Here is a 24,490-nt window from a genome sequence, read left to right as displayed (position 1 = left end):
CGTGTCGACCGCGGCCCGGCCGCGCCGGTCCGGCGCCACCGGGGATCGCGACGCAATGTCGGGTCGGAGCCGGCCGTGGGATGAACCGAAGGAATAGCCTCGACCCGTGCGCGCGATCCGATGTGCCCGGGTGTTCGACGGCCAAGGATTCACCCCGGGGCCGGCCACCGTCGTCCTCGACGGCGGCATGGTGGTCGGCGTCGAAGACGGTCACCCGGACATCGGATCCGACTGCCGGATTGTGGATGCGACTGATCTGACGGCCCTGCCCGGGCTCATCGACACCCACGTCCATCTGGTCTGTGACAGCCGGCCGGGTGCCCTCGATCGAGCGGCTGGTGACGGCGACCTGGAACCGGTGATCGGCGAATCGCTGCGTCATCACCTGGCGGCCGGGGTGACCACGGTCCGCGATCTGGGTGATCGCGATTACGCGGTGCTGCGGCACCGGTCTCGCTCCGGCCCGGGACGCGCTCCGGAACCGGCGGTGATCGCATCCGGTCCGCCGATCACGGTGCCGGCCGGGCACTGCCACTTCCTTGGCGGCGCGGTCGACGGACCTGCGACCATCACCCGAGCGATCCGCGAGCACGCCGACCGGGGTGCTGATCTGATCAAGGTCATGGCCAGCGGTGGGATGTCGACGCCCGGCACCGCAACGGTGCAGACCCAGTTCACCGACGGGGACCTGGCCCACATCGTGCGGGAGGCCCACGCCGCCGGCCTGCCGGTCACGGCGCACGCCCACTGGCTGACCGCCATCGAGCAGGCCGTCGCGGCCGGCGTCGACGGGATCGAGCACTGCAGCTGCTTTCGGGGCACCGGAACCGAGCTGCCGGAGTCGTTGCTCGCGACGCTCGCCGAGCGGCAGGTGGCGGTCAGCGGGGTGATTCCCCCGACGACGAATCTGGATCTCGCCCCGCCCGCCGTGCGCGAACATCTAGCGGCCACCGGGCAGACGCCCGAACTCGTCCGGGCGTGGCGCGCGCAGATGATCCGCCGGCTGGTCGACGCCGGGGTGCCGGTGGCGACCGGGCTCGACGCCGGACTGAATCCGTGGCTCGCCCACGGTCACCTCCGGGAGGCGATCGACCTGTTCGCCGAGGGTGGGCTGTCCGCCGCGCAGGTGCTCACCGCGGCGACCTCGACTGCCGCGACGATCTGCGGTGTCGGCGACCGCAAGGGACGGCTCCGCCCCGGTCACGACGCCGACCTGGTGCTGGTCGACGGCGACCCGAACGACGACGTCGGGGCCGCCGTCCGCGCGGTGGCCGCGGTCTACCTGGCCGGCGACCCGGTCGCCGGAATCGTCGCGTCCTGACACCCGCCCGGCGATCGACCGGACCCGTGGTGAGACATCCGGCCCCGCAGCGGCGATCGGCCCTCCTCCGTCGCCGGTGCCGCGGCGCTCGAGCCGTCACGGGTGCTGCCGGATCCCTGCTGCGGCGAAAGTGAAGGAGGGCGGGAACTCTCGAATTCACTGGCCGGCGGTGTATCGCGGGAGATCGTCGCCGCTCCTGATTCGCGTTGCCGGACACAAGGTCCGGAACTCAATCCAGGAGGTTAAGCAATGTTGGCGATGCCGACTGCCCCCGTCGCGGGCCGGTTCACCCGGACTCACGATGGATACGTGCACCCGGAGCGACTCGACCGTTGGGAGAAAAGGGCTTTCGCCTCGCTCCCGCAGATGGCCCGGCCGAAGTGGCCGGGCGGCTCCATCTCCGGCTGCGACGACGGCTGGGACGATTGCGACGAGTGAGCACCTCATCCACTAGATCGAACCGGCACGACACGCAGTAACCAGCAGTACCGACCGGTGGGGAACCCGCGGGGTCCCCACCGGTCTGGCGCGCCCATCCTGAAGCATCACTGAAGCATCACTGAAATCAGACATTCTCCCGGGCTGACCGGTCGACATATCGATAGGACGACGCAAATGGCCGACATGGCGATCGTGACGTTGGAAGGCGACATCCATGCGTACCTGGTCCGGCAGGCGATGTCGCAGACGTACGGCATCGACGTGGCCATCGTGGCCGCGGACCGGATCCCGGCGGCCGGGGGAGTCGCCTGGGACAACGAGAATCCCGAGGCAACCACCCTGCCGACCGAGGACGGTGGCACGGTCGACATCTCGCGGCTCCGCCTGGTGTGGTGGCGGCGTTGCCACGGCCGGCCCGAGGTGCCGGAGTACGTCACCGACCGGGCCATGCGGCAACTCGTCGTCAAGGACAGTCGCGCCGCCACCCGCGGTGCGTTCCTGGCCGCGTTCGGCGGAACCTGGCTCAGCGACCCGTATGCCACCGAACGCGCGCAGAACAAGCTGCTGCAGCTGCGCATCGCCCGGGAGGTTGGGCTCACCGTGCCGCGCACCCTGGTCAGCAGCGACCCGGCCGCGATTCGCGAGTTCACTCGCGCCCTGGGCGGCCGGGTCATCGGCAAGACCCTCACCGGCCTGCTCGGTACCGGCTTGGAGGCGGGCCGGGTCCGGTCGGATTCGCTGACCGACGAGAACGAGTTGCGACTGGCGCCGACCATCTTTCAGGAGGAGGTCCCCGGCACCGACCATCTGAGGGTTCAGGTGTTCGGCCCGGACGTGCATGCCGCGAAGATCAGCAGCGCCGCCCTCGACTGGCGCCTGGCCGGCGACATGCAGGTCGAGCCGGTCCCGCTGGGCGAGACCCTGCAGGACGCGCTGCGCGCGGTGGTGGACCGGCTCGGTCTGCGGATGGGCATCTTCGACCTGAAGATCCGGCCGGACGGGTCCGTGGTGTTCCTGGAGATCAACCCGCAGGGCCAATTCCTGTTCGTCGAGGGAATGTCGGACATGCCGCTCACCGCGGCGTTTGCGCGGTTCGCGGCCAATGAACTCGCCCTCGTCCCCGCCTGAGCCGGGACCCGGTGACGGACGTGCCGGACTGTTCCACATGCTCCGGCGCGGGCTCCGGCTCGCCCGGGCGGGTGCCCCCAGGTTGTTCCTGGTCGTCCTCGCGGTGCAGGTCGTCGAGGCGCTGGCGGTGGTCGGCGCGGTCGCGGGCCTGCAGCTCGTCACGGCGGCTCTGCTCGGCGAGTCGGGTTCGGCGGCGCCACCCGCGGCGGGTGCCCTGGTGGGACCGGGGACGCTGCTGATCGCCGCGCTGGCGACGGGGGCGATCTGTCAATCCGCGCAGCCCGCGTTGGCCACCGTGCTCGGCGAACGGCTGGCCGCGGTGACCACCATCGAGGTGCTGCGGGTCGCCGGCACGATCCCGCTGGCCGACTTCGACCGTCCGGAGGTGCTGGACCGGCTCAAGCGGGTCGAGACCGGGTCCCTCGTGCGGCCCGCACAACTCGCGGTCGGCCTGGGGATCCTGCTGTCCGGTGCGGTCGGCGCGGCGGCCCTGACCGTTGCCGTGCTGACGGTGCAGCCGTGGCTGGCCGGGGTCGCCATCGCGGCGGCGGTGCCGTTGTGGTGGGCGGCCCGCCGGGACGGCGAGCAGACCTACGAGACCGTGCGTGGGCTGTCCCGGCTGGAACGCCGGCGAATGTACCTGGCCGGACTGCTCACCCGGCGCGAGCGGGCCGCCGAGATCCGTGCGCTCGAGCTCACCCCGGTCCTGCTCACCCGATACGGGACCCTGTCCGCGGAGCGATTCCGGGAGGTCGCCACCACATCCTGGGCCAAGGCTCGGCGCCAGCTGCGCGCGCGGGCCGTCGGCGGCGTGCTGCTGGCCGCCGGCTTCGCCGCCCTGCTCGTCCTGCTGATCGGCGGAAACCTGCAGATTTCCGACGCGGTGGCGGCCGGCGCGGTGGGCGCGGCCCTGCGTGGCCGGCTGGCGGACGCCGCCACCGGGATCCGCCAGGTGCAGGAGGCCGCCCAGTTCGTCGACGACCACGCCGCCGTGCTGGCGGCGGTGCCGTCCGTGACGGACGAGTGTCCCGACCCGCCGGCCCATGGCACGGGGGCCCACCATGCCCTCGAGGTCGCGTTGCAGGGAGTGACGCTGTGGTACCCGGGCGCGTCCGGGCCGGCGCTGCGCGACGTCGACCTGCGGATCCGCACCGGTCAGGTGATCGCGGTCGTCGGCGCGAACGGATCGGGCAAGTCGACGCTGGCCGCCGTGCTGGGCGGCCTGCTCACGCCGACCGCGGGACGGGTGCTCTGGGACGGGACCGACCGGGCGCAACTCGCCGCCGACCGGTGGCGGCCGGACGTCGCCCTGCTGCTGCAGGACGCGGGGCGCTATCAGGAAACGCTGCGGGACAACGTGGCGTTCGGGGCGGTGCACCGACCCGGCGATGACGAGCGGATCCGCGCCGCGTTGGCCCGGGCCGGTGGCGAGGACCTGCTCCGCCGGTACCCGGAGGGTCTGAACACCGATCTGGGCCGCGAACAGGACGGCGGCGCGGAGCTGTCCGGCGGCCAATGGCAACGGATCGCGTTGGCCCGCACGTTCTACCGCGGCGGCCGGATGCTCATCCTGGACGAGCCGTCCGCCCCGCTGGACCCGATGGCCGAGCGCGACCTGGTGGACCGGGTGCGCCGATCGTTCACCAACCGGGCGGTGCTGCTCATCACCCACCGGATGCCGGCGGCGATGTCGGCCGACCACGTCGTCGTCCTCGACCGGGGGTCGGTGATCGAGCAGGGTGCGCCGGAGGAGCTGCTGGCTCGCGGTGGGGCGTTCGAGCGGATGTGCCGGGCCGCCGACCGGCTGTGGGACCGCCAGGCCGCTTGACGCCCGCCGTGCTCGCCGACGGCCCGAGGTGCCCGGACCGTGCGCGGCCGCCGCGGTCGATCGACGTCACACACCTGGCAGACTGCCGGGCATGCCCGAAGGTCACGTGACCCACCGCCTGGCGGCCGGGCTCACCGACCGGTTCGCCGGTGACCCGGTCCGGTCGACCAGTCCGCAGGGGCGGTTCGCCGACCAGGCCGCCGATCTCGACGGTCATCGGTTCGAGTCGGCCGAAGCGTACGGCAAGAACCTGTTCGTCCGCATCGGTGACCGGAGCGTGCACGTGCACCTCGGGCTGCTCGGCAAGCTGAATTTCATCGACGGCGACGCACGACCGGTTCTCGGCCAGATCCGTTGGCGCCTGGAGAACGACCGGCACTGCGCCGACCTGCGCGGACCACAGGCCTGCCAGCTGGTCGACGCGGCCGAGGTCGCCGCCATCACCGACCGGCTGGGACCGGATCCGCTCCGCGAGGACGCCGAACCGGAGGCGGGCTGGGCCCGGGTCCGCACGTCCGCGACGCCCATCGGCCTGTTGTTGATGGATCAGCGGGTGGCCGCCGGGGTGGGCAACATCTTCCGCGCCGAGGTTCTGTTCCGGCAGCGCATCGACCCCGGCATGGCGGGTCGACTCCTGCGCCGTGCCGAATGGGATGCGATCTGGACGGACCTGGTCGGTCTGATGCACGACGCGGTCCTCCGCGGCCGGATCGATACGGTCCGACCGGAGCACGGCCCGGTCGCCATGGGCCGTGCACCTCGGGTGGACCGGCACGGCGGCGAGGTGTACGTCTACCGGCGCGCCGACCAACCGTGCCTGGTCTGCGGCACTCCGGTCCGGATGAAGGAGTTCGGCGGACGGAACCTGTTCTGGTGCGTGCGATGTCAGCGCACCAGTCGCCGAAAGGCGCCGCCGGCCGGCCGGCCCGCCGGCGATCGTCCGGCCACGAGGGCCCGTCGAGGCGCATAGCCGCGAACCGAGCGGTCCGCACGGGATGACCGCTCCCTCCACCGATCGGCGGACGGCGCATCCACCGCGTCATCGGCCGGTCGAACGACGGTGCGCGCGGCCGATTCGGCCGACAGTGGGGTCATCGGCTCGCCCAGGAACGAGCCGGCACCGAACGGAGGACCGATGATCATGTCGCTGCCGTCCATCACCGCCGACCGCGACCGGACTCACCCGGGCACCCAATTCGTGGACACCACAGCCGGCACCGGAGCGACCGCATCGGCAGCGGTGTCCGCCGGTTCCGGCCATCAGGTCGGCCGGCCATCCGGTCGGGCGACCGCCGCGCTGACCGTCGCGGTCCTCATCGCGTTCGGCGTGATCCTGTGGGGCGGTTACACGCAGGGCTGGGCGTGGACCGGCATCACCGCGAAGGACACCCTGTGGCACTGGCTGCAGCTGCTGCTGGTGCCGATCGCCTTCGCGGCCCTGCCGACGCTGTTGCGGCAGCACCAGGCGATGCGCGCCGAGCGGAAGATCCTGATGGGGGGACTGACCGTCGCCTTCGTCGCCTTCGTGATCATCGGCTACGCGGCGCCGCTGAACTGGACCGGATTCACCGGAAACACCTTGTGGGACTGGTTGTCGCTGCTGCTGCTGCCCATCGCGATCACCAGCGTGCGCTTCCTGCGCGCCGAGCGGACGATCACCGCGGTCCACTACGGCATCGGAGCCGCGCTGCTGGCGATGCTCGGCCTGCTGATCGCCTGCGGATACCTGGTTCCCTGGTCCTGGACCGGGTTCACCGGCAACACCTTCGTCGACTGGGTGCAGCTGCTGGTCCTGCCCGTGCTGTTCCCCACCGTCGTCGTGCCGGCCACCGCGGCATGGCTGACAGCGACCACGTCCCGGCCCAAGCACCGTGGCGGCCAGCCGGTCGCCACCCCCGTCGAGCGGCTGTGACCTGCGGCCGGCGTCGTTGGGCGTGACGGATGCGCCGGGCGGGGCCCAGTCCTACGGTGAGCACCAGGCCTCGGAAATGCGGCAAGGAGGGCACGATGAACGACGACCAGGCGGCGTGCGAAACGAAAGGGGTGACCGTGCAACCACTTGCCACGGTTGACCTCGGACCCGAGATCGACGGAATGGCGGGACGACAACTTCGGATGCGCATGGTGACGATCGAACCCGGCGGAGTCTTCGGTCCGGTTCACGACCACCGGGACCGGCCCGGCGTCGTCTACGTCCTGTCGGGCACGATCACCGATCATCGCGACGGGACGGTGACGGATTACGGTCCCGGGGTCGGGTGGCCGGAGGATCGGCGGACCCTGCACTGGCTCGAGAACCGCGGCACAGTGCCCGCGGTGGAGATCTCGATCGACATCGTGCGATCGGAGTAGACCGCTCACGCCGGTCCTCAGGCAGCCGCGGCGATGGCGGCAGACCCGGCCGGCCCGGTCGGTGCCGGGTTCGGACAGGACAGCCCGCGTCGCCGCCGGAACGCCGTGATCTGGCCGACGGCCACCGCCGGGCCGCTGCTGAAGGATTGACGGGCGAACGTCAGCTGCTCGACCCCGTCCAATGGACGATCTGGGCTGGTGAACGCGGCGAACTCGGATTCAGTGATGTCGTCGAGGAAGACCTCCAGGACGGTGGCGCAGAAGTAGAAGTAGGCCAGCAGGCCATCGATGACCGGCTCATGGCCGTCGCGCACCGTGGGGGCGGATATCTGGCGACTCGAAATGCAGTCGAGCAACCAGGCGGGTTCGGCGACCGGAACGAGCCCGCCCACGAATTCCATATCGGCCGCCGCCGGGGCGGGATGTCGGGACAGCGCGACCGTCGACGCGAAGACCTTCCGCTGCAGATCCTCGCCCACCAGGTGGCGAGTGAGGGCCTCCAGACGATCGCCGACCTTCCCGGACTGCACGAGTGCACGCGTCCACCGGATGATGTCGCGCGGCAGACCCGCGCCGAGGCAGTACACCAATGCGGTGTGCGGGTTGGACAGCCCGATCACCCGTTGTCGGATGAGCTTGCGCGCAGTCGGGTAGTCCAACGGCCGGACGGGAACGACGTCGTCCAGCGCGCTGTCGAAGGCGTCCCGAAGGGGCAGGCCGCGCCGCTCGAAGCTGGAAAGGGCGTCCTCGGAGATCGAAATCAGGAAATAGCACTGCTCGACGCCGAACAGGGACTTGATGTCATTCAGAAAGTCGTGCGCCCGTTCCGCCGTGGCAATCTTGTCGAGTTCGTCGACGCCGATGATCACTGGCTCCGTCGCGGCCAAGGTGGTCACGAAATCCTTGAAGGAGGACACTATCTCGGGAAGGCTCCAGCCGGTGGCCACACGGGCAACCGAACCGGTGACCCCGGCGCCGACCTCGAAGGCGGCGAACCCGGCTTTAGCCGAACCGGACCAGCCGCTGGTATAGGTCCGCTGGTATCGAATCAACTCCAGGTACTCGGCGGCCAGGAGAGCGGTGGCCGGCGCGACACCCTCGAGCGGCTGGACCAGGGATGCGGTCGCCGCCCGCGAAGCCGAACGCGATGCAGCGAGCCACCGATCGGCCGCCAGGAGGACGACCAGCAGCACACCGCCGACCAGCAGGCCGTATCCACCCCACTTCCGCCAATCCACGTCCGGCATTCCAAACGTCGGGAGCAACAGCAGGACACCCGCGACAATGCATACCAGAGCACCGGCGACCGGAGCAGATCCACCGTTGCGGCCCGAACCACTCCATGGAGGCGACTGACCACCAGGCCGCGCAGCCGGCGCAGCCGTCGGCGGTCGAGGGACCATCACCGACTCGCACAGCGTGGCAAACACGTGGAGAATGAAGTCCCGAGGGTCGTATTCGACCGGCGCCGACACCTGAATCGCGCGCGCCCGCCGATTGTCCGATCGTCGACTCCGACCATCGACGAACGACGCCAGCAGAGTGCTCTTCCCGGTGCCCCGTGGGCCGGCCAGGCCGATGCTGCCACCGGGAGTCCCGTCCAGAAAGCCCCGGACGCGCCGGACAGCGGGAGTCTCGACCTCAAGCAGGGTGGGGTCGAATATCTGACTCAGACCCCGAGCCGAGACATACTGAAGTCGAGTCGTATAAGCCGGGTTGTCGCGTTCCGCCCTGAGCTGAAGAACGATCGGACGCAATCCGCGATCAACCAACGCGGTGACGACCGCGGCGCGGGCGGTGTGCACGCGGTTGCGATGCAGGTCGATCTCAGCCCGCCACCGGTCCTTCGAAGCACTCCCTCGGCGGCGCCTCGACCACCACACAGCGGCACCCGTCCCCATGATCGCCATGACGAGGGCGCCTCCGAGCTTTGGCAACACGTTGGGAAAGTCGACTCCGAGCGCGTCCGTCACCCCGAGCGCATCCATGAGCGCGACCGCACCAACGACGAGTCCGCCGATCAGAAGGGCGAGCCGAACGGGCCGACCCGAGGAAAGGTGAAGCCGGACCCCGGTGGCCATCTGACGTTCCGCCGCATGAAGCTGGGACTCGGCGATGGCGAGTTGATCGATCTCCGGTGTGGCACCGCGAAGGATCCGATCGCCGTGCGGCATCGCCAGGGTCACGAGGTCGGGTTCGGCCAGGTTGAGTCGGCGCAGCCCGACAGCCAGATCCGGGTCCTGCTCGAGCAGCTGGCGCACCAGATACGACAGCTCCGGGAGCACTGGCGGCCGAAGCGGTTCCATGTCCGTCCTCCCCTGAGCAACTTTCCGCCGGTCCAGTGTGACCGAATGAATCGGACAGAGCGACCTATTTCGGCCCAGCGTGCGACCTCCGGGCCACGCTCGGCGACCCGAGACCGACCCGCACACGGTCTGGACGCTGCCGTGAGTCGCTGTTAGTCTCGTTTCCTGGGGTTAATGAGTGTTAACCCCACGGCTCGCCCCCGGGTCGGGCCCCAGCAGCCAAGGAGCATCATGTTCGAGCTCTCGGAAGAGCACGAGGCGTTCCGCGCCGCGGTCCGCGATTTCGCCGAGAAGGAGATCGCCCCACACGTCGCCCAGTGGGATCGGGACCACCATTTCCCGGTCGACGTCGTGCAGAAGATGGGGCAGATGGGGCTGTTCGGCCTGACCGCGCCCGAAGAATTCGGTGGCGCCGGCGACGACGGTGACTTCACCTCGCTGTGCGTTGCCATCGAGGAGCTCGGCCGGATCGACCAGTCCATCGGCGTCACCCTGGAGGCCGGGGTCGGACTGGGCATCAACCCGATCCTGACCTACGGGTCGGCGCAGCAGCGGCAACAGTGGCTGCCCGACCTGGTCGCCGGCCGGGCGCTCGCCGGCTTCGGCCTCACCGAGCCGGGCGCCGGCTCGGACGCCGGGGCCACCCGGACCAAGGCGGACCTGGTCGACGGCCAGTGGATCGTCAACGGCGCCAAGCAGTTCATCACCAACTCGGGCTCGTCGATCACCAGCCTGGTGACGGTCACCGCGCGCACCGGGGTGCTGGAATCCGGCCGGCCGGAGATCAGCACCATCATCGTGCCGGCCGGCACACCGGGCTTCGTCGTCGAACCCGCCTACCACAAGCTCGGCTGGCACATCTCCGACACCCACCCGCTGACGTTCATCGACTGCCGGGTTCCCGACGGGAACCTGCTGGGGGAGCGGGGCCGTGGTTACGCCCAGTTCCTGCACACCCTGGACGACGGGCGGGTGGCCATCGCCGCCCTGTCCGTCGGGCTCATCCAGGCCTGCCTCGACGAGTGCCTCCAGTACGCCGGCGACCGGCACACGATGGGCGGTCCGATCGGCCGCAAGCAGGGTGTCGCGTTCCAGATCGCCGACCTCGAGGTGATGCTGCAGGCCGCCCGGGGGTTGACCTACCGGGCAGCGGCCATGAAGGACGCCATGCTGGCCGGCCATCCGGGCGCGCCGACGCCCGCGCAGTTCAAACGGGCCGCGGCCGTGGCCAAGCTCTACAGTTCGGAGTCCGCGGTCACCGCGACCAGGACCGCCACCCAGGTGTTCGGCGGTTACGGATTCATGGAGGAGTACCCGGTGGCCCGCTTCTACCGCGACGCGAAGATCCTGGAGATCGGCGAGGGCACCTCCGAGGTCCAGCGGCTGCTGATCGCCCGCGGCCTCGGGCTGCCGGTGGAGTGAGTGGTGGACTCCCTGCGGGACCTGGTCGACCAGCTGCGTGACCGGCTCTCCACCGTGCGGCGGGGGGGCACCGAGGCGTCCCGCCGCCGGCACACCGATCGCGGCAAGCTGTTGGTCCGGGACCGCGTCGATCGGCTGCTCGACCCCGGCAGTCCGTTCCTGGAGCTCAGCCCGTTGGCGGCGTACGACATGTACGGCGGGGCCGTGCCGAGCGCCGGGATCGTCACCGGGATCGGCCGGGTGAGTGGGCGTGAGGTCGTCGTGGTGGGCAACGACGCGACCGTGAAGGGTGGCACCTATTACCCCCTCACGGTCAAGAAGCACCTGCGCGCCCAGGCCGTCGCCGCCGAGAACCAGCTGCCGTGCATCTATCTCGTCGACTCGGGCGGTGCGTTCCTGCCAATGCAGGACGAGGTCTTCCCGGACCGGGAGCATTTCGGCCGGATTTTCTTCAACCAGGCCAATCTGTCCGCGCGGGGTATCCCGCAGATCGCGAGTGTGATGGGGTCCTGCACCGCGGGCGGGGCCTACATGCCGGCGATGTCGGACGAGACGGTGATTGTCCGGAACCAGGGCACCATCTTCCTGGGCGGCCCACCGCTGGTGCAGGCCGCCACCGGCGAGGTGGTCACCGCCGAGGAACTCGGTGGTGGCGACGTGCATGCCCGCACGTCCGGGGTAGCCGACCATCTGGCGCAGGACGACGCGCACGCGCTGGCCATCGTCCGCAGCATCGTCGGCACCCTGGAACGCCGGTCACCCGGCGCCCCGTACCGGACGGTTCCGGTTGAGGAGCCGCACGAAGACCCCTTGTCGCTGTACGACGTGGTGCCGGCCGACACCCGCACCCCCTACGACGTCCGCGACGTCATCCGCCGGATCGTCGACGGCAGCCGGCTGCACGAGTTCAAGAAACTCTACGGTGAGACCCTGGTGTGCGGGTTCGCGCACATCTGGGGGCACCCGGTCGGCATTATCGCCAACAACGGGATCCTGTTCAGCGAATCCTCGCTCAAGGGAGCGCATTTCATCGAGCTGTGCAACCAGCGCGGCATCCCGCTGGTGTTCCTGCAGAACATCACCGGGTTCATGGTCGGCCGCAAGTACGAGAACGGGGGCATCGCCAAGGACGGCGCCAAGCTGGTCACCGCGGTCGCCTGCTCGGTGGTCCCGAAATTCACCGTGGTGATCGGCGGATCGTTCGGCGCCGGCAACTACGGTATGTGCGGCCGCGCCTATGACCCCCGGTTCCTGTGGATGTGGCCCAACGCCCGGATCTCGGTGATGGGCGGCGAGCAGGCCGCCTCGGTGCTGGCCACCGTGCGCGGCTTCGACGGCCCGGCGGAGGAGGAAGCCTTCAAGACGCCGATCCGCGCCCAGTACGAGGCGCAGGGTTCGCCGTACTACTCGACCGCGCGACTCTGGGACGACGGCATCATCGATCCGGCCGACACCCGCCGCGTGCTGGGCATGGGCTTGGTGGTGGCGGCCAACGCCCCGACCCCTGCGCCCTCCTACGGCGTCTTCCGGATGTGAGCGAGTTGTCGAACCCACCCCTGCGCACCCTGCTGGTCGCGAACCGCGGCGAGATCGCACTGCGGGTCCTGCGAACCGCCCGCCGGATGGGCATCCGGACGGTCGCGATCTTCACCGAGGCCGACCGGACCGCCCCGCACGTCCGCGCCGCCGACCGGGCCATCGCGGTGCCCAGCTACCTGGACATCGACGCCGTCGTCACCGCCGCCGGGGCCGCCGGCGCCGACGCGATTCACCCGGGCTACGGCTTTCTATCCGAACGCGCGCCCTTTGCCCGCGCCGTGCAGGAGGCCGGAATCGTGCTGGTCGGACCCCCGGCCGCGGTGATGGACGCGATGGGCCGCAAGGACGCGGCCCGCGAGATCGCCGTCGCGGCCGGTATTCCGGTCGTGCCGCGAGGTGAGGACGCCGGTTACCCCGTGCTGGTGAAGGCCGCCGCCGGTGGTGGCGGCAAGGGCATGCGCATCGTGCGGGCAGCGCAGGAGTACGACGAGGCGATGGCCGCCGCCCGCCGCGAGGCGCTGTCCGCCTTCGGCGACGACACCATGCTGGTCGAACGGTACGTGGAACACGGCCGGCACATCGAGGTGCAGATCATGGCCGACGCACACGGCGGCGTCGTGCACCTGCACGAGCGGGACTGCTCCAGCCAGCGCCGTCATCAGAAGGTCATCGAGGAGGCCCCGGCCCCGACGATCAGCCCGGAGACCCGCGAGCTGGTCACGTCCAGTGCGGTCGCGCTGGCCAAGCACGTCGGCTACCGGAACGCCGGCACCGTGGAGTTCCTGGTGGACGACGACACCGGTCACGCCTACTTCCTGGAGATGAACACCCGGCTGCAGGTCGAGCATCCGGTCACCGAGGCGATCACCGGGCTGGATCTGGTCGAGTTGCAGCTGCGGATTGCGGCCGGTGAGCCGCTTCCGATCGCCCAGTCCGACGTGACCGCGACCGGTCACGCCATCGAAGCGCGCGTCTACGCCGAGGATTCTTTCCACGGGTTCCTCCCCCAGGCCGGGGTGGCCTCGATCGTCCGCTGGCCGGCCGGCGTCCGGGTCGATCAGGCATTGGACCCGGGACAGGTCGTCAGCACCTCCTTCGACCCCATGCTGGGCAAGATCATCGCGCACGGGGCCGACCGGGAGGCGGCTCGCCGGAGCCTGCTGGACGCCCTCGACGACACCGCCATTCTCGGCCTGACCACCAACACCGGCTTTCTCCGGGCGCTGGTCGCCAGTGCCGAATTCCGCGACGCACTGATCGACACCGCCTGGCTGGATCGGAATGCCCTTGAGGAGCCGGGTGTCGACGTGCCCAGGGTCATCGCCGGCTGGGCCAACGCGGCGCTCGCCGCCGACGCGGACCGGGGTCCGTTCCGGGCCGACGGCTGGCGGTCCGGCGCGGACCCGGCCCCGACCGTCGTCGAGCTCGACCGGACGGTGATCGTCGACCGGGCCGGTGGACGGGTCGACGACTACGCGGTTCGCGAGATCCTCTTCGAGGACGCTGTTCTCACCCTCGAGGTCGACGGTACCGCCCGGTCCGGGATCGTCGACGTGCGGGCCCACCGGACTGAGCTGGCCTACCAGGGGCAGCGGTTCGTCTTCGCCCGACCCGACATCTTCGGCGACCAGGTGGCGGCGGCCGGGGACGGGGTGGTGACCGCGCCGATGCCGGGCACCGTCATCGATGTCCGCGTGGTGAACGGCGACCACGTCGACGCCGGCCAGGTGATGCTCGTGCTGGAGGCCATGAAGATGGAGCTCGCCCTCAAGGCGCCGTTCGCCGGCACCGTTGGTGGTCTGACTGCCGCCGTCGGGACGAAGGTCGCGCTGGGTGCCGTGCTCGTGCAGGTCGGCGCGGCCACCGACGCCGTCGATGACGCGGCCGGGGCCGCCGCCGCGGGCCCGATCATCGCGGGGTGACCGGGAAGAGTTCCGTGCGGGCGACCGTCCGGTCCCGTTCCCGGGCCAGGGCCGCCCGACGCGGGTCGCGTAAGAAACTCTCGAGCCCGCGTCCGGTGGCGAATTCGATGAGCTGAACCTCGTTCGGATGACCGTCGTCGCCCGATCCGACCGCTCGCTGCCGCACGCGGCCGCCGTGGTCGGCCAGGATCGCCAGGACCCGGTCCTCGTACCGGCCGAGTGCGGCGGCCTCTCCCGGATGCGCCCACAGCAGACAGCACAGCAGCCGGGTGTCGTCGTCCGCGTCCATGCCCGGTGATTCTGCCCGGCCGGTCAGACCTGACCGAGCACCGCCACCAGTGGGGCGGGAACGCGGTCCGGGTGGACCGCTTGGACCAGCAGGGCGGCATGGCGCTCCTTGCCTCCGGCCCGGGAGCCGAAGAACCGCCGCAGCACCGCCGCCCGCGGCCAATCCCGCTGGGCCGGCATGCCGTGCAGCCGGCGCAGCGACGGTCCCACACCCGATCCGTCACCCGGCCTGCTCTCGGCGTCGCCCGGACCTTCCATCGTCCGAAGAATTGAGTCCATCGACAATTGCTTCGCCGAACGAAGCGTACGGTGGCACGACCGGGCAATTCACCAATCGGACCCACAAGCCGCAAGTCGCATCATTCCGCGTATCGTCAAATCCCGTGGTGGGGAAGGTTGACACGCCGATTCTGCTGGGCCGGGCCAAGGAGCTCGCCCTGATCACGGCCGCGTTGACCGACCATCGCCCCGGCCCCCGCGGCGTCGTGCTGACCGGTGACGCCGGGGTCGGTAAGTCGAGTCTGTTGTCCGCGGTAGCCGCCCAGGCTGCCGAACGCGGGGCGATCGTCCTGGGCGGGGCCTGCGTCGATGTCGGTGAGACCTGGCCATTCTATCCGATTCACACCGCGGTACAGGACTTGTCGACGCGGGACGCGGCGAGCGCGGCCACTCTCGGGCGAATCCTGGATCCCCCGGGCGAACCGGCGCCGGGGCCGGTGATGCAGCATCTGCACCGGGAACTGGTGCGCCTGGCCCACGATCGAGCTGTCGTCCTCATTCTCGACGACCTGCAATGGGTCGACGAGAATACGAAACGTCTTGTCCTGACGGTCCTGGCCGATCAGTCCCGGGCGAACCTGTTCTTCCTCGCCGCCGTCGGCGCCGATCATCTGGGCACCGTGCCGCAGATGCGGCGCCTGCTGGTCCGGCTCCGGCGGTTGCGATCGATCAGGATGCTGGACGTCGGTCCACTCGCTCATGACGACGCCCTCGAACTTGCCGCAGCGATGACGCGGCAGGCGCTGCCCGAGTCGGTGGCCGAGGTGATCTGGGAGCGAAGCGCGGGTAACCCATTGATCATCGAGGAGATCGTTCGAACCGGACCGACCACCTCGGCGACGCCGGAAACGCTGCGTTCGATGACGCTTGGCCAACTCGACGACCTGGGGCCGGCCGTCCGCGCCGTCGTCCGGACGATCTGCATCGGGGTGGGCCCGGTCTCCGACGATCTCCTGCGGCACGTCACCGACCAGCCCGACCAGGCCCTGGCCGAGGCGGTCCGGGCCGCTCTGGACGCCCGCCTGATCACCCCGCGCGGGCCGGGCCTGACCATCCGCCACCAGATGCTCAAAGAGGTGGTGGAATCCGATCTGCTGCCGGCCGAGCGGCGGTTGCTGCACCGTCGATTTGCCGAGGGACTCGAACTGTTCGGCGGGGATGACGCGACCTACAGTGCCAACCTGGCGCACCACTGGTTGCTCGCCGGGCAGGCCGAACGTGCCCTGCCCACGCTGGTCAGGGCGGCCGAAGGGGCACTCCGGCAGCACGCCTACGGCGATGCCTGGCAACACTGGCGGGTGGCGATCGACATCGCGACGTCGCTGCCGATGCGGGCATCGGAGCCGAACCTGTTGCGCCGAGCCGCCGGAGCGGCGCAGCTCGCCGGCGACTACCACGCGGCGCTGGCGCTCCTCGACCGCATCGAATCCGTGGCCGGCCAACCACCGTCGCCGTCGCGAGACCTCATGCGGATCACCTGCCTGACCGCGGCCGGCCGGTTGGCCGACGCCGAACGGCTGTGCCGGCACTATGCGGACGGGACGGGAGCCGCCGACCCCGACCGGGCGGCGATCGCGGCACGGACGGCCGAACTACTGGTCCGGCTGGGCAAGTACTCCGACGCCACCAACTCGGCCGAGCTCGCCCTGGTCATCGGCGGTCCGCGGACGGAATCGACCGAGATCGAGGTGATCGCACGTTCGGCGCTCGGGTTGAGCCGGACGTTTCTCGGCAACCGGGAGGCCGGTGAGGTCGAGCTGCGCGCGGCGATCGCGGCAGCCGAACGGACCGACCGCGTGGACCTGATCGGGACCGCCTACCTGAACCTGACCGAACAGCTGCTGGCCGGTCCGCCCGACGATCTCAACGAGGGGGTGCGCATCGCACTGCTGGGCGCGGCCCGGGCGGAGCAGGCCGGCGGTGGGCGCACGTCGGCCGCCCTGCTCTACTCGGCGGCCGCCACCGGTCTCTTCCGCCTCGGACAATGGGCCGAATCGGCCGAGTGGACATCGAAGGCGATCCGCACGGATCCGACCGGCGTGGTCGCGGTCGATGCCCTGCTGGCCCGGGTACGGCTGGCGCTGGGCTTCGGCGATCTTGAATCCGCGGAGAGCGACCTGCGGTCGATCGAAACACTGTTGGCCGACGGCGCGAGCAGCAAACAGACGATTCAGGTGTCGACTCTCCGCTCCGGGCTGGCGATCTGGCGCCGGAACCTGGTCCGGGCCCGAGCGGCGGTGCGTCACGGGCTCACCGCGATCGACGGTGGATTCGAAGACGCCTCGCACCTGGCTCCGCTTGTCTGGCACGGCTTTCGGGTTGAGGCAGAGTCGGTTGCGGCCGGTGAGGGGTCGGATTCCGACATGCTCGACCGGCTTGACGCCACGGCGAGGCGGGTGGAGCGGAGCGGCACGCCGTCGTCATGGGTGCGCGACGTCGTCGAGGGTTACGTGCTGCTCTGCGCGGCCGAGCGGACCCGCATCGACGGCCGCTCCGATCCGGCCGGTTGGGGTCGCGCCGCCGATCACTGGGCGGACCGTTCGCACCCCTATCCGAGTACCTACGCCCGGTATCACCGCGCCCGGGCGCTGCTGGAAGGCCGATCCCGGGGCCGCGAAGCCCGGGAGCTGCTGACCCGCGCCCGCACCGACGCGCTGCGGCTCAATGCCGTCCCGCTCCGGTTGGAGATCGAAGCCCTCGCCAGCCGGGCAGGGATCGTGGTGGCCGACATCGAGGACGACGGGAATCCGCGCCCGACGCGCCACCCGGTCAGTCCGGCCCTGAGCAGGTTGACCCCGCGGGAGATCGACGTGCTGTCCGAGGTGGCGGGTGGTCGCACCGATCGCGAGATCGGTCAGATCCTGTTCATCAGCCAGCGCACGGTCGGCGTCCACGTCTCGCACATCCTGGCCAAGCTCGGCGCCCGGTCGAGGCTCGAGGCCGCCACCATCTTCCTGCGGGCACCGACGACACCGCAGGTCGCCACCAGGGAGGGAACGCCATGAGCAGCACGCTGACGGACGACCATCGGGACGACATCAAGTCGGTCTTCCAGGCCCCCGCACCGACCGAGGTCAAGGGCGTCGTTGGACGGCTGACCGACCTGCAGGCGGTGATGGAGCAGTTCGGTGGCCGACCGAATAACCCGGTCGCATCGTTCAACGGGCTGTACACCACCATCACGCAGGAGGTTGAAGCACGGCTGGCGGTCAATGGGTTTCAGGATCCCGATTTCATGATTGCCCTCGATCTGCGCTTCGCCGAGCGGTATTTCCGCGCTCTCCAGGATTGGAGCGATCGCTCCACCTGGGCACCCAGGTGCTGGTCGGCGCTGTTCAACAAATGGAACGACGACGACATGGCCCCCATCCTCGGGGCGATCGCCGGCGTGACCGCACACATCCGGTTCGACCTCGGCGCGGCACTGGTCCGGGCGTTCAAAGACATCCAGGGGTCGGTGGTCGCGGCGACACCCGAACAGATCGCCGATTACAAGGTCCTCAACGAGATCTTCGCACAGGAGATTCCCCAGTTGCGTCGAGGGATGCTGGAGGGCAATCTGCTTGCCGGTCTCTTCGACAAGGTCACCTGGAACTGGGATGATCTCGCGCAGGCGGAGACCGTGACCGTTGCGCGTCAGTGGGCGTGGGAACGGGCCGAGTCGCTGTGGCCGGTGCGGGACGACCCGGACCTCTACGCGGACCAACTCGTGTCGTTGGACGGCTCCACGGAGTCCCTCATCAGTACGATGTTCCGGCTCTTCGACAACTGGCTGGGCAACTACGTCCTCGGATCACGATCGTCCGGCTTCTGGGGCACCGAGGACTGACCAGCCGATCTCGCCGCGGACGCCGGCGACCACCGTTCGTTAGGCGGCCAGGTCGGCCACCGCCCGGGTGCGCCGCAGCTTCTCCAGGCACCGGGCTCGCGTCGGGCCGATCCGGCCCGGCGGGATGCCCAGCGTTCGGCTGATGTCGCGGTACGAGAGCTCGTCGTCCCCGAACAGCATCAGCATGAGCCTGCGGTCGTCCGATCGGAGCTCACGTAGACCGGTCCGCACCGATCGGCGGACCTCGGCCCGGACCAGGTTGTCGTCCACCGGCGGAACATGGCGGCCGCCGTCGCCGACGATCTCGCCGATCTGCAGCGAGTCCATCGATTCACCCCGTCGACGGGCGGAGGTGCACCACCGGGCCGCCTCGTGACGGGAGACGGCCGCGATCCAGCCGGGAAACGCACGGGGTTCCCGGACGTCCCGGACATGCGCGATCACACAGGCCCAGACGTCCTGACGAACGTCCTGGAGGTCACTGGGGGAGAGGCGATATCGGCGCAGGATCGAGGTGATCAACGGGTCGAACCGGGTGATCAGTTCGGCCCACGCTGCACGGTGACCGTCCAGCACGTCGACCATCAGGTCGGACAGGTCGCGCACGGGCACCGGGCCGAGAGACGAAGGCATGACGGAGTGCTCCTCGTGGTGATGGTGCCTGATCGGGGCAGGCAGCGGGCAGGACCCCGTTCGACGCTGCTGGGCACCGCCGAACGGCGCGCACCGGATCCGGCGCCGCTGTCGGGCGGAGGCCTTGCGTCCGACACGGGACCGTGCGTAGCGACCGATCGTCGGGCGGCGTGCCCGCTACCGGATCCGTTGCACTGGAGCTGCGATTGATCCTGTCAGCGTCGGCCCTCACCCGGATCAGGACGAGTACGTATCTTTGACCCGAAGACCTACGTAGCCGGCCGGCGAGCGACGGCTCGACAGCGACCCGGGGGCGACCCGACCCGGCGAGCTATCGGTCGACCGCGTCCGCGGCGGGATCGACCTGCAGGTCCGCCCGGGTGGGCATGGATTCCCAGTCGCCGGGCCCGAGGCAGGCGTAGGCGCCGACCTGGGTGCCGGTGCGCAGACGGGCCGGCACCGGGGCGCCGGCGAGGATCTCGCTGAGATAGCCGGCAACGAAGCCGTCGCCGGCGCCGACCGTGTCGACCGGCTCGATGGGCATGGCGGACTGGCGGTGCACGGTGTCGGCCGTGCGGGCCAGGGCGCCGTGCTCGCCGAGCTTGATGACCGCCTCGGTCGGGCCGAGTCCGGCGAGGGCGGCGGCAAGTTCGGCCGGATCGTGGATCTCGGGGAACAGGATGCGGGCCTCGTCGTCGCCGGCGAAGACGACGTCGGTAAGCGGCAGGATCTGCCGGAAGGTCGCGGCGGCCTGCGCCCGGTCCCACAGTGTGGACCGGTGGTTCAGGTCGAAGGACACCCGGGTGCCGGCCTCGCGCGCGCGGCGGGCGACGTCCAGGACGGCCTCGCGGGCGCTCGTCGAGATCGCCGCGGTGATCCCGGTGAGGTGCACCACGGCGGCCTCCTCGAGTTGCTCCCGGGTGACGTCGGCACCGGTCAGCCGGGTGGCCGCGCTGGTCGAGCGGTAGTACCGGACCCGGCTGCGTCCCAGTGGCCGCCGCTGCTTGACCATCAGCCCGGTGGGGTCGGTGTCGCTGCGGGTGACCCGGACGGTGACGCCCTCGGCGCGCAGCTCCCGCTCGATGAGGTCGCCGAACGGATCCTCACCCAGCCGGCTCACCCAGGTCACGGGCACGCCCAGCCGGCGCAACGCAATGGCCACGTTGGATTCGGCCCCGCCGAACCCGACGCGGGTCCGGTGCTCGTGCAGGGGCCCGTCGGTGACGACCAGGCCGAGGCTCTCGCCGATGGTCAGGACGCCTCCGGTGGCCGCAGCGCTGCTCATGACCGCGCCCGACGGACCGCATCGACGGCGTCCCGGCAGCGCCGGGCCAGGTCGGCCAGGCTGCCACCGCGCAGGGCGTCGCCGATCAGCGACGATCCCATGCTGACGGCGACCGCTCCGGCGCCGATCCATTTCCCGATCTCGGGAAGACCGAAGCCGCCGGAGGGCAGCAGCGGGATCTGGGGGAACGGCCCGTGCAGGTGACCCAGGTAGGACGGGCCGACGGTGGACGCCGGGAACAGCTTCACGGCCGTGGCGCCGGCCTGCCACCCGGCGAGCACCTCGGTGGGGGTCAGCGCCCCCGGGTAGACCGGAATGCCGGCGTCGACGGCGATCCGGACGACCTCGGGGGACATGGTCGGCGTGACGATGAACTCGGCGCCGAGATCGATTACCTTCCCAGCTGTTTCGGGGTCCGTGACGGTCCCGACGCCGAGGGCGGCTCCGCTGCCGGCGATCCGGCCGCGGAGAGCGGCGACGGCATCGAGGGTGCCGGGCGTGCTCATGGTCAGTTCGATGGCGTGCACGCCGTTCTCGGCAAGAACGTCGACGACGGGCGCGTACCGGTCGGCGTCCGTGGCGCGGAGCACCGCGACGACACCGGACTCGCGCACGGCGGGTGGAAGGTCCAGACGGGTGGGCATTTCAGGTGTCCTCGGTAGGTGTGGGGAGGTCGGTCAGGGAAGGGCCGAGCGGTGGGTCAGATCACCGCGAATAGGGTGCCGGCGACCGCGAAGCTGACGACCGAGAGCACCGTCTCCAGCACGGTCCAGGTCTGCAGGGTCTGCTTCACCGTCATGTTGAAGTACTTGGCGATGATCCAGAACCCACCGTCGTTCACGTGGCTGCAGATGATCGAGCCGGCGGCGATGGCCATCGCGATCAGGGCGAGCTGGATCTGCGAGTAGCCGGCGGTGGCGACCAGCGGTCCGACGATGCCGCCGGTGGTCACGATGGCCACGGTGGCCGAGCCCTGGGCGATCCGGAGGCCGCAGCTGAGCACGTAGGCGAGCACGATCACCGGCAGGCCCCAGGCCGAGAGGGTTTCGGCCAGGGCGGCACCGATGCCGGTCGCGGAGATCACCTTGCCGAAGAAGGCGCCGGCCCCGACGACGAGCAGGATCATGCCGATCGGTCGCAGCGACTCGCCGGTCAGCTTGCCCAGCGACGCCACCGACATGCCGCGCCGCACGCCGAGGAAGTAGAACGACAGCAGCACGGCGATCAGCAGGGCGACCGCGGGATTGCCGAAGAAGGTCAGCCAGGGCAGCAGGCCGCTCTCCGCCGGCAACAGCATGGTGCCGAACGTCGCGCCCAGGATCAGCACCAGCGGGGTCGCGATGACGAACGCCACCAGCGGCATCTTCGGTCCATCGACGCCGAGCTCGACCTTCGACTCGACCGCCGTCCGGGCCACACCACCGCCACCGCCGCCGCTGCCGGGCACCGTGCCCGAGCCGGATCCGCCGGCCGCCCCGGACTCTCCCGGGGTCTTGTCGGCCAGCCCGTGCTCCATCTCGCCGACGATGAAATCGGCGGGGACCTCGACCATGACCCGCTTGCCGATCCAGGTGCCCCAGACCAGACCCGCGGCGACGAACCCGGGCAGGCCGCAGACCAGGCCCATCATGATCAGGTAGCCGAGATCGACGCCGAGCAGGCCGGCCAGCGCGACGGGACCGGGATGCGGCGGCAGGAACGCGTGGGTCATCGACAGGCCGGCCAGCATCGGCAGCGCGTAGAGGACCAGCGACCGGCGGCCCCGCAGCGCGGTGACGTACACCAGCGGTGCCAGCACGAAGATGCCGATGTCGAAGAAGACCGGGATGCCGACGATCAGGCCGAGCAGCCCCATGGCGATCGGGGCCCGCTTCTCACCGAACAGCCGCATCAGCACGTTGGTCAGCGTGTCGGCGCCCCCGGACCGCTCCAGGATCGCGCCGAGCACGGTGCCCAGTCCGATGATCACTGCGATGTGCCCGAGGATCCCGCCGAAGCCGGTCTCGAGCAGGGAGTCTCCAGATTTGAGGGCTGTACCGACGAGCTCGGTGACGGACAGGCCGGCGGCCAGGCCCAGGCCCAACCCGACCAGGACGAGCGCGATGAACGGTTCGAGTTTGACTTTGATGATCAGGAACAGCAGGACGGCCACGGCGATGGCGCAGAGGGTCAGCAGGCCCCCGGTGGTGTCCTGAAACCAGGAGACGACGGTCATTGTCGGTCCAATCGGATGAGTGGGAGGGTGGGGTGACCGGGTGGGCAGCGACGGGTCAACGGACCGCGCGGTCGTCCCCGCGCCGCAGCGCATGTCCGGCGCGGTGCCCGGTCGGGCGGTTGCGGTCGACGGCGAGGACGCCGTTGACCAGGACGAACGGAATCCCGGTGGCGGGTTGCCGGGGATCGGCGAAGGTCGCCGTGTCGGCGACGGTGACGGGATCGAACACCACCAGGTCGGCGGCGTAGCCCTCGCGGACGAACCCGCGATCGGCCAGCCGCAGCCGGTCGGCGGCCCGTCCGGTGAGGTGGGCGACGCACTCCTCCAGGCCGAGCAGGCCGAGTTCCCGGCTGTAGTGCGCAAGGTAGCGCGGGAAGGTGCCCCAGGCCCGGGGATGTGGCCGGTCACCGACGAGAATGCCGTCGCTGCCGCCCATGTGGGTGCGATGCTGCATGATCGCCCGGACGTTGTCCTCGTGGCCGACGTGTTGCAGGATCGTGGTGGCGAGTTCGTCGCGGCGGAGCAGATCGAAGAACACGTCGGTGCCGGAACGCCCTTCCCGGGCGGCGATCTCGGCGACGGTGGATCCGACGAGACCGGCCAGGTCGGCGTTCCCGACCCCGCTGATCTGGATCGTGTCCCACTCCACGACGACGCCGTGGCAGCCGTCGGAACCGGTTTGCTCGACGTCGACCCGGATCCGTTCCCGGGCCTGCGGGTCCGCCAGTCGGGCCAGCAGCGCGTCGGGCCCGCCGGCGGCGGCCCAGCTGGGCAGTAGCGCGGACAGGGTGGTGCAGCCCGGCAGGTAGGGGTAGGTGTCCAGGCTGATGTCGCACCCGTCGGCGAGGGCGGCGTCGACCAGGGCCAGGAACTCGCCGGCCCGGCCGGCGTTCTCGGCGAAGTTCATGGTGGCGTGGGTCAGGTGCACCGGGCAACCGGTCGACCGGGCGAGGTCCAGCATCTCGGTGTAGGCGGCCAGGGCGCCGGCGCCGTAGGACCGGGTGTGCGGGCAGTAGTAGCCGCCGTGCGCGGCGACCACCTCGCAGAGTGCGGCCAGCTCACCGGTATCGGCGTACATGCCCGGGGTGTAGGTGAGCCCGCTGGACAGGCCGACCGCACCCGCCTGCAGGCTCTCGGCGAGAACGTCCTGCATGCGGGCGATCTCGTCGGCCGTGGCCGGCCGGTCGTCCGGGCCGACGACCAGCAGCCGGAGGGTGCCCTGTGGCACCAGATAGGCGGCATTGGTGGCGATGCCCTGGTCCAGCCGGTCCAGAAACTGCGCCACGGTGCGCCAGGAGAAGTCAAAATCCGCAGGGTTGCCGTTCCATCCGGCGATCTGCCGGCGCACCTGGGCCAGCACGGCGTCGTCGACCGGGGCGTAGGACAGTCCGTCCTGGCCGAGTACCTCGGTGGTGACCCCTTGGCTGATCTTGGCGACGTGGTCCGGGTTGAGCAGGATCTGCAGGTCGGAATGGGCGTGCATGTCGATGAAGCCTGGCGCGATGACCAGGCCGGCGGCGTCGACGACGCGCGTCGTCGCGGTATCGGTGACCAGGTCGGCGCAGTCACCGATCCGGATGATGGTGGGGCCACTGATCGCGATGTCGGCGCGGTAGCGCGGCTCGCCGGTGCCGTCGACGACGGTGCCACCGACCAGGACGACATCGGCCGGGCGGGTTGGGGTGGTCATGATGTCCTTCGG

The 24,490-nt window shown here is 70.4% G+C and carries 19 protein-coding genes; 11 read left to right on the top strand and 8 right to left on the bottom strand.

Annotated features, from left to right (window positions below):
• Positions 1-106: 106 nt before the first annotated feature.
• From ACILSK_RS12350 to ACILSK_RS12325, 6 genes are all read left to right on the top strand, one after another.
• Positions 107-1,321 carry an amidohydrolase family protein gene (locus ACILSK_RS12350; RefSeq protein WP_395727461.1) on the top strand — a complete coding sequence of 405 codons (1,215 nt, stop codon included), beginning with the start codon at positions 107-109 and terminating at the stop codon, positions 1,319-1,321.
• 615 nt (positions 1,322-1,936) lie between these two features.
• The gene (locus ACILSK_RS12345; RefSeq protein WP_395727460.1) at positions 1,937-2,890 is read left to right on the top strand and encodes a RimK family alpha-L-glutamate ligase; all 954 of its coding nucleotides are present in this window, start codon (positions 1,937-1,939) and stop codon (positions 2,888-2,890) included.
• Positions 2,891-2,927: 37 nt separating this feature from the next.
• The gene (locus ACILSK_RS12340) at positions 2,928-4,718 is read left to right on the top strand and encodes an ATP-binding cassette domain-containing protein (protein WP_395727459.1); all 1,791 of its coding nucleotides are present in this window, start codon (positions 2,928-2,930) and stop codon (positions 4,716-4,718) included.
• Positions 4,719-4,809: 91 nt separating this feature from the next.
• Entirely contained in the window at positions 4,810-5,688 is an 879-nt protein-coding gene (locus ACILSK_RS12335) for an Fpg/Nei family DNA glycosylase (protein ID WP_395727458.1), read from the top strand.
• A 165-nt stretch (positions 5,689-5,853) separates the two neighbouring features.
• The gene (locus ACILSK_RS12330) at positions 5,854-6,630 is read left to right on the top strand and encodes a hypothetical protein (RefSeq protein ID WP_395727457.1); all 777 of its coding nucleotides are present in this window, start codon (positions 5,854-5,856) and stop codon (positions 6,628-6,630) included.
• Between the two features lie 95 nt (positions 6,631-6,725).
• The gene (locus tag ACILSK_RS12325; protein WP_395727456.1) at positions 6,726-7,070 is read left to right on the top strand and encodes a cupin domain-containing protein; all 345 of its coding nucleotides are present in this window, start codon (positions 6,726-6,728) and stop codon (positions 7,068-7,070) included.
• Positions 7,071-7,087: 17 nt separating this feature from the next.
• On the opposite strand, the gene ACILSK_RS12320 is transcribed toward ACILSK_RS12325, so the two are convergent.
• Positions 7,088-9,331, bottom strand: coding sequence for a hypothetical protein (locus ACILSK_RS12320; RefSeq protein ID WP_395727455.1), 2,244 nt, complete (start codon positions 9,329-9,331; stop codon positions 7,088-7,090).
• A gap of 276 nt (positions 9,332-9,607) precedes the next feature.
• On the opposite strand from ACILSK_RS12320, the gene ACILSK_RS12315 reads away from it, so the two are divergent.
• The 3 genes from ACILSK_RS12315 to ACILSK_RS12305 are packed head-to-tail and all read left to right on the top strand — an operon-like array spanning position 9,608 to position 14,259.
• Positions 9,608-10,798 (top strand): acyl-CoA dehydrogenase family protein, encoded by a 1,191-nt coding sequence (locus ACILSK_RS12315; protein WP_395727454.1) that lies wholly within the window; start codon positions 9,608-9,610, stop codon positions 10,796-10,798.
• Between the two features lie 3 nt (positions 10,799-10,801).
• Complete coding sequence (locus tag ACILSK_RS12310; protein WP_395727453.1) at positions 10,802-12,334, top strand: carboxyl transferase domain-containing protein; 1,533 nt, start codon at positions 10,802-10,804, stop codon at positions 12,332-12,334.
• A 5-nt stretch (positions 12,335-12,339) separates the two neighbouring features.
• Entirely contained in the window at positions 12,340-14,259 is a 1,920-nt protein-coding gene (locus ACILSK_RS12305; RefSeq protein ID WP_395727452.1) for a biotin carboxylase N-terminal domain-containing protein, read from the top strand.
• Here ACILSK_RS12305 and ACILSK_RS12300 read toward each other — a convergent pair.
• Together ACILSK_RS12300 and ACILSK_RS12295 are read right to left on the bottom strand one after the other, a co-directional pair.
• Positions 14,246-14,548 (bottom strand): hypothetical protein, encoded by a 303-nt coding sequence (locus ACILSK_RS12300; RefSeq protein WP_395727451.1) that lies wholly within the window; start codon positions 14,546-14,548, stop codon positions 14,246-14,248. The genes ACILSK_RS12305 and ACILSK_RS12300 overlap by 14 nt on opposite strands.
• 23 nt (positions 14,549-14,571) lie before the next feature.
• Positions 14,572-14,826 carry a hypothetical protein gene (locus tag ACILSK_RS12295; protein ID WP_395727450.1) on the bottom strand — a complete coding sequence of 85 codons (255 nt, stop codon included), beginning with the start codon at positions 14,824-14,826 and terminating at the stop codon, positions 14,572-14,574.
• 104 nt (positions 14,827-14,930) lie between these two features.
• Here ACILSK_RS12295 and ACILSK_RS12290 point away from each other — a divergent pair, with 104 nt between their 5' ends.
• Together ACILSK_RS12290 and ACILSK_RS12285 are read left to right on the top strand one after the other, a co-directional pair.
• On the top strand, positions 14,931-17,831 hold the full coding sequence (locus tag ACILSK_RS12290; RefSeq protein ID WP_395727449.1) for an AAA family ATPase: 2,901 nt from the start codon (positions 14,931-14,933) through the stop codon (positions 17,829-17,831).
• A complete protein-coding gene (locus ACILSK_RS12285) occupies positions 17,828-18,655 on the top strand; it encodes a DUF5995 family protein (RefSeq protein ID WP_395727448.1) in 828 nt (275 codons plus the stop codon). The genes ACILSK_RS12290 and ACILSK_RS12285 overlap by 4 nt, the downstream gene beginning before the upstream one ends.
• Before the next feature lie 39 nt (positions 18,656-18,694).
• Here the strand turns inward: ACILSK_RS12285 and ACILSK_RS12280 are convergent, their stop codons facing one another.
• The 5 genes from ACILSK_RS12280 to ACILSK_RS12260 form a co-directional block, all read right to left on the bottom strand.
• Positions 18,695-19,288: an RNA polymerase sigma factor gene (locus tag ACILSK_RS12280; RefSeq protein WP_395727447.1), complete on the bottom strand. Its 594-nt coding sequence runs from the start codon at positions 19,286-19,288 to the stop codon at positions 18,695-18,697.
• 331 nt (positions 19,289-19,619) lie between these two features.
• Positions 19,620-20,573, bottom strand: a complete 954-nt coding sequence (locus tag ACILSK_RS12275) for a sugar kinase (protein ID WP_395727446.1) — start codon at positions 20,571-20,573, stop codon at positions 19,620-19,622.
• Positions 20,570-21,217 carry a bifunctional 4-hydroxy-2-oxoglutarate aldolase/2-dehydro-3-deoxy-phosphogluconate aldolase gene (locus ACILSK_RS12270; RefSeq protein WP_395727445.1) on the bottom strand — a complete coding sequence of 216 codons (648 nt, stop codon included), beginning with the start codon at positions 21,215-21,217 and terminating at the stop codon, positions 20,570-20,572. The genes ACILSK_RS12275 and ACILSK_RS12270 overlap by 4 nt, the downstream gene beginning before the upstream one ends.
• A gap of 56 nt (positions 21,218-21,273) precedes the next feature.
• Positions 21,274-22,788 (bottom strand): GntP family permease, encoded by a 1,515-nt coding sequence (locus ACILSK_RS12265; protein WP_395727444.1) that lies wholly within the window; start codon positions 22,786-22,788, stop codon positions 21,274-21,276.
• Between the two features lie 55 nt (positions 22,789-22,843).
• The gene (locus ACILSK_RS12260) at positions 22,844-24,478 is read right to left on the bottom strand and encodes an amidohydrolase family protein (protein WP_395727443.1); all 1,635 of its coding nucleotides are present in this window, start codon (positions 24,476-24,478) and stop codon (positions 22,844-22,846) included.
• Positions 24,479-24,490: the final 12 nt, after the last annotated feature.

This window comes from Nakamurella sp. (assembly GCF_044224575.1).
Taxonomy (GTDB): Bacteria; Actinomycetota; Actinomycetes; order Mycobacteriales; family Nakamurellaceae; genus Nakamurella.
The sequence above is the reverse complement of the archived record's forward strand: the minus strand, read 5'-3'. Positions and strand labels throughout refer to the sequence as shown.

Coding starts and splice junctions, on each gene's coding strand:
- ACILSK_RS12345 (WP_395727460.1), top strand. CDS start 1,937: ATGGCCGACATGGCGATCGTGACGTTGGAAGGCGACATCCATGCGTAC.
- ACILSK_RS12340 (WP_395727459.1), top strand. CDS start 2,928: ATGCTCCGGCGCGGGCTCCGGCTCGCCCGGGCGGGTGCCCCCAGGTTG.
- ACILSK_RS12335 (WP_395727458.1), top strand. CDS start 4,810: ATGCCCGAAGGTCACGTGACCCACCGCCTGGCGGCCGGGCTCACCGAC.
- ACILSK_RS12330 (WP_395727457.1), top strand. CDS start 5,854: ATGATCATGTCGCTGCCGTCCATCACCGCCGACCGCGACCGGACTCAC.
- ACILSK_RS12325 (WP_395727456.1), top strand. CDS start 6,726: ATGAACGACGACCAGGCGGCGTGCGAAACGAAAGGGGTGACCGTGCAA.
- ACILSK_RS12315 (WP_395727454.1), top strand. CDS start 9,608: ATGTTCGAGCTCTCGGAAGAGCACGAGGCGTTCCGCGCCGCGGTCCGC.
- ACILSK_RS12300 (WP_395727451.1), bottom strand. CDS start 14,548: ATGGACGCGGACGACGACACCCGGCTGCTGTGCTGTCTGCTGTGGGCG.
- ACILSK_RS12295 (WP_395727450.1), bottom strand. CDS start 14,826: ATGGACTCAATTCTTCGGACGATGGAAGGTCCGGGCGACGCCGAGAGC.
- ACILSK_RS12285 (WP_395727448.1), top strand. CDS start 17,828: ATGAGCAGCACGCTGACGGACGACCATCGGGACGACATCAAGTCGGTC.
- ACILSK_RS12280 (WP_395727447.1), bottom strand. CDS start 19,288: ATGCCTTCGTCTCTCGGCCCGGTGCCCGTGCGCGACCTGTCCGACCTG.
- ACILSK_RS12275 (WP_395727446.1), bottom strand. CDS start 20,573: ATGAGCAGCGCTGCGGCCACCGGAGGCGTCCTGACCATCGGCGAGAGC.
- ACILSK_RS12270 (WP_395727445.1), bottom strand. CDS start 21,217: ATGCCCACCCGTCTGGACCTTCCACCCGCCGTGCGCGAGTCCGGTGTC.
- ACILSK_RS12265 (WP_395727444.1), bottom strand. CDS start 22,788: ATGACCGTCGTCTCCTGGTTTCAGGACACCACCGGGGGCCTGCTGACC.
- ACILSK_RS12260 (WP_395727443.1), bottom strand. CDS start 24,478: ATGACCACCCCAACCCGCCCGGCCGATGTCGTCCTGGTCGGTGGCACC.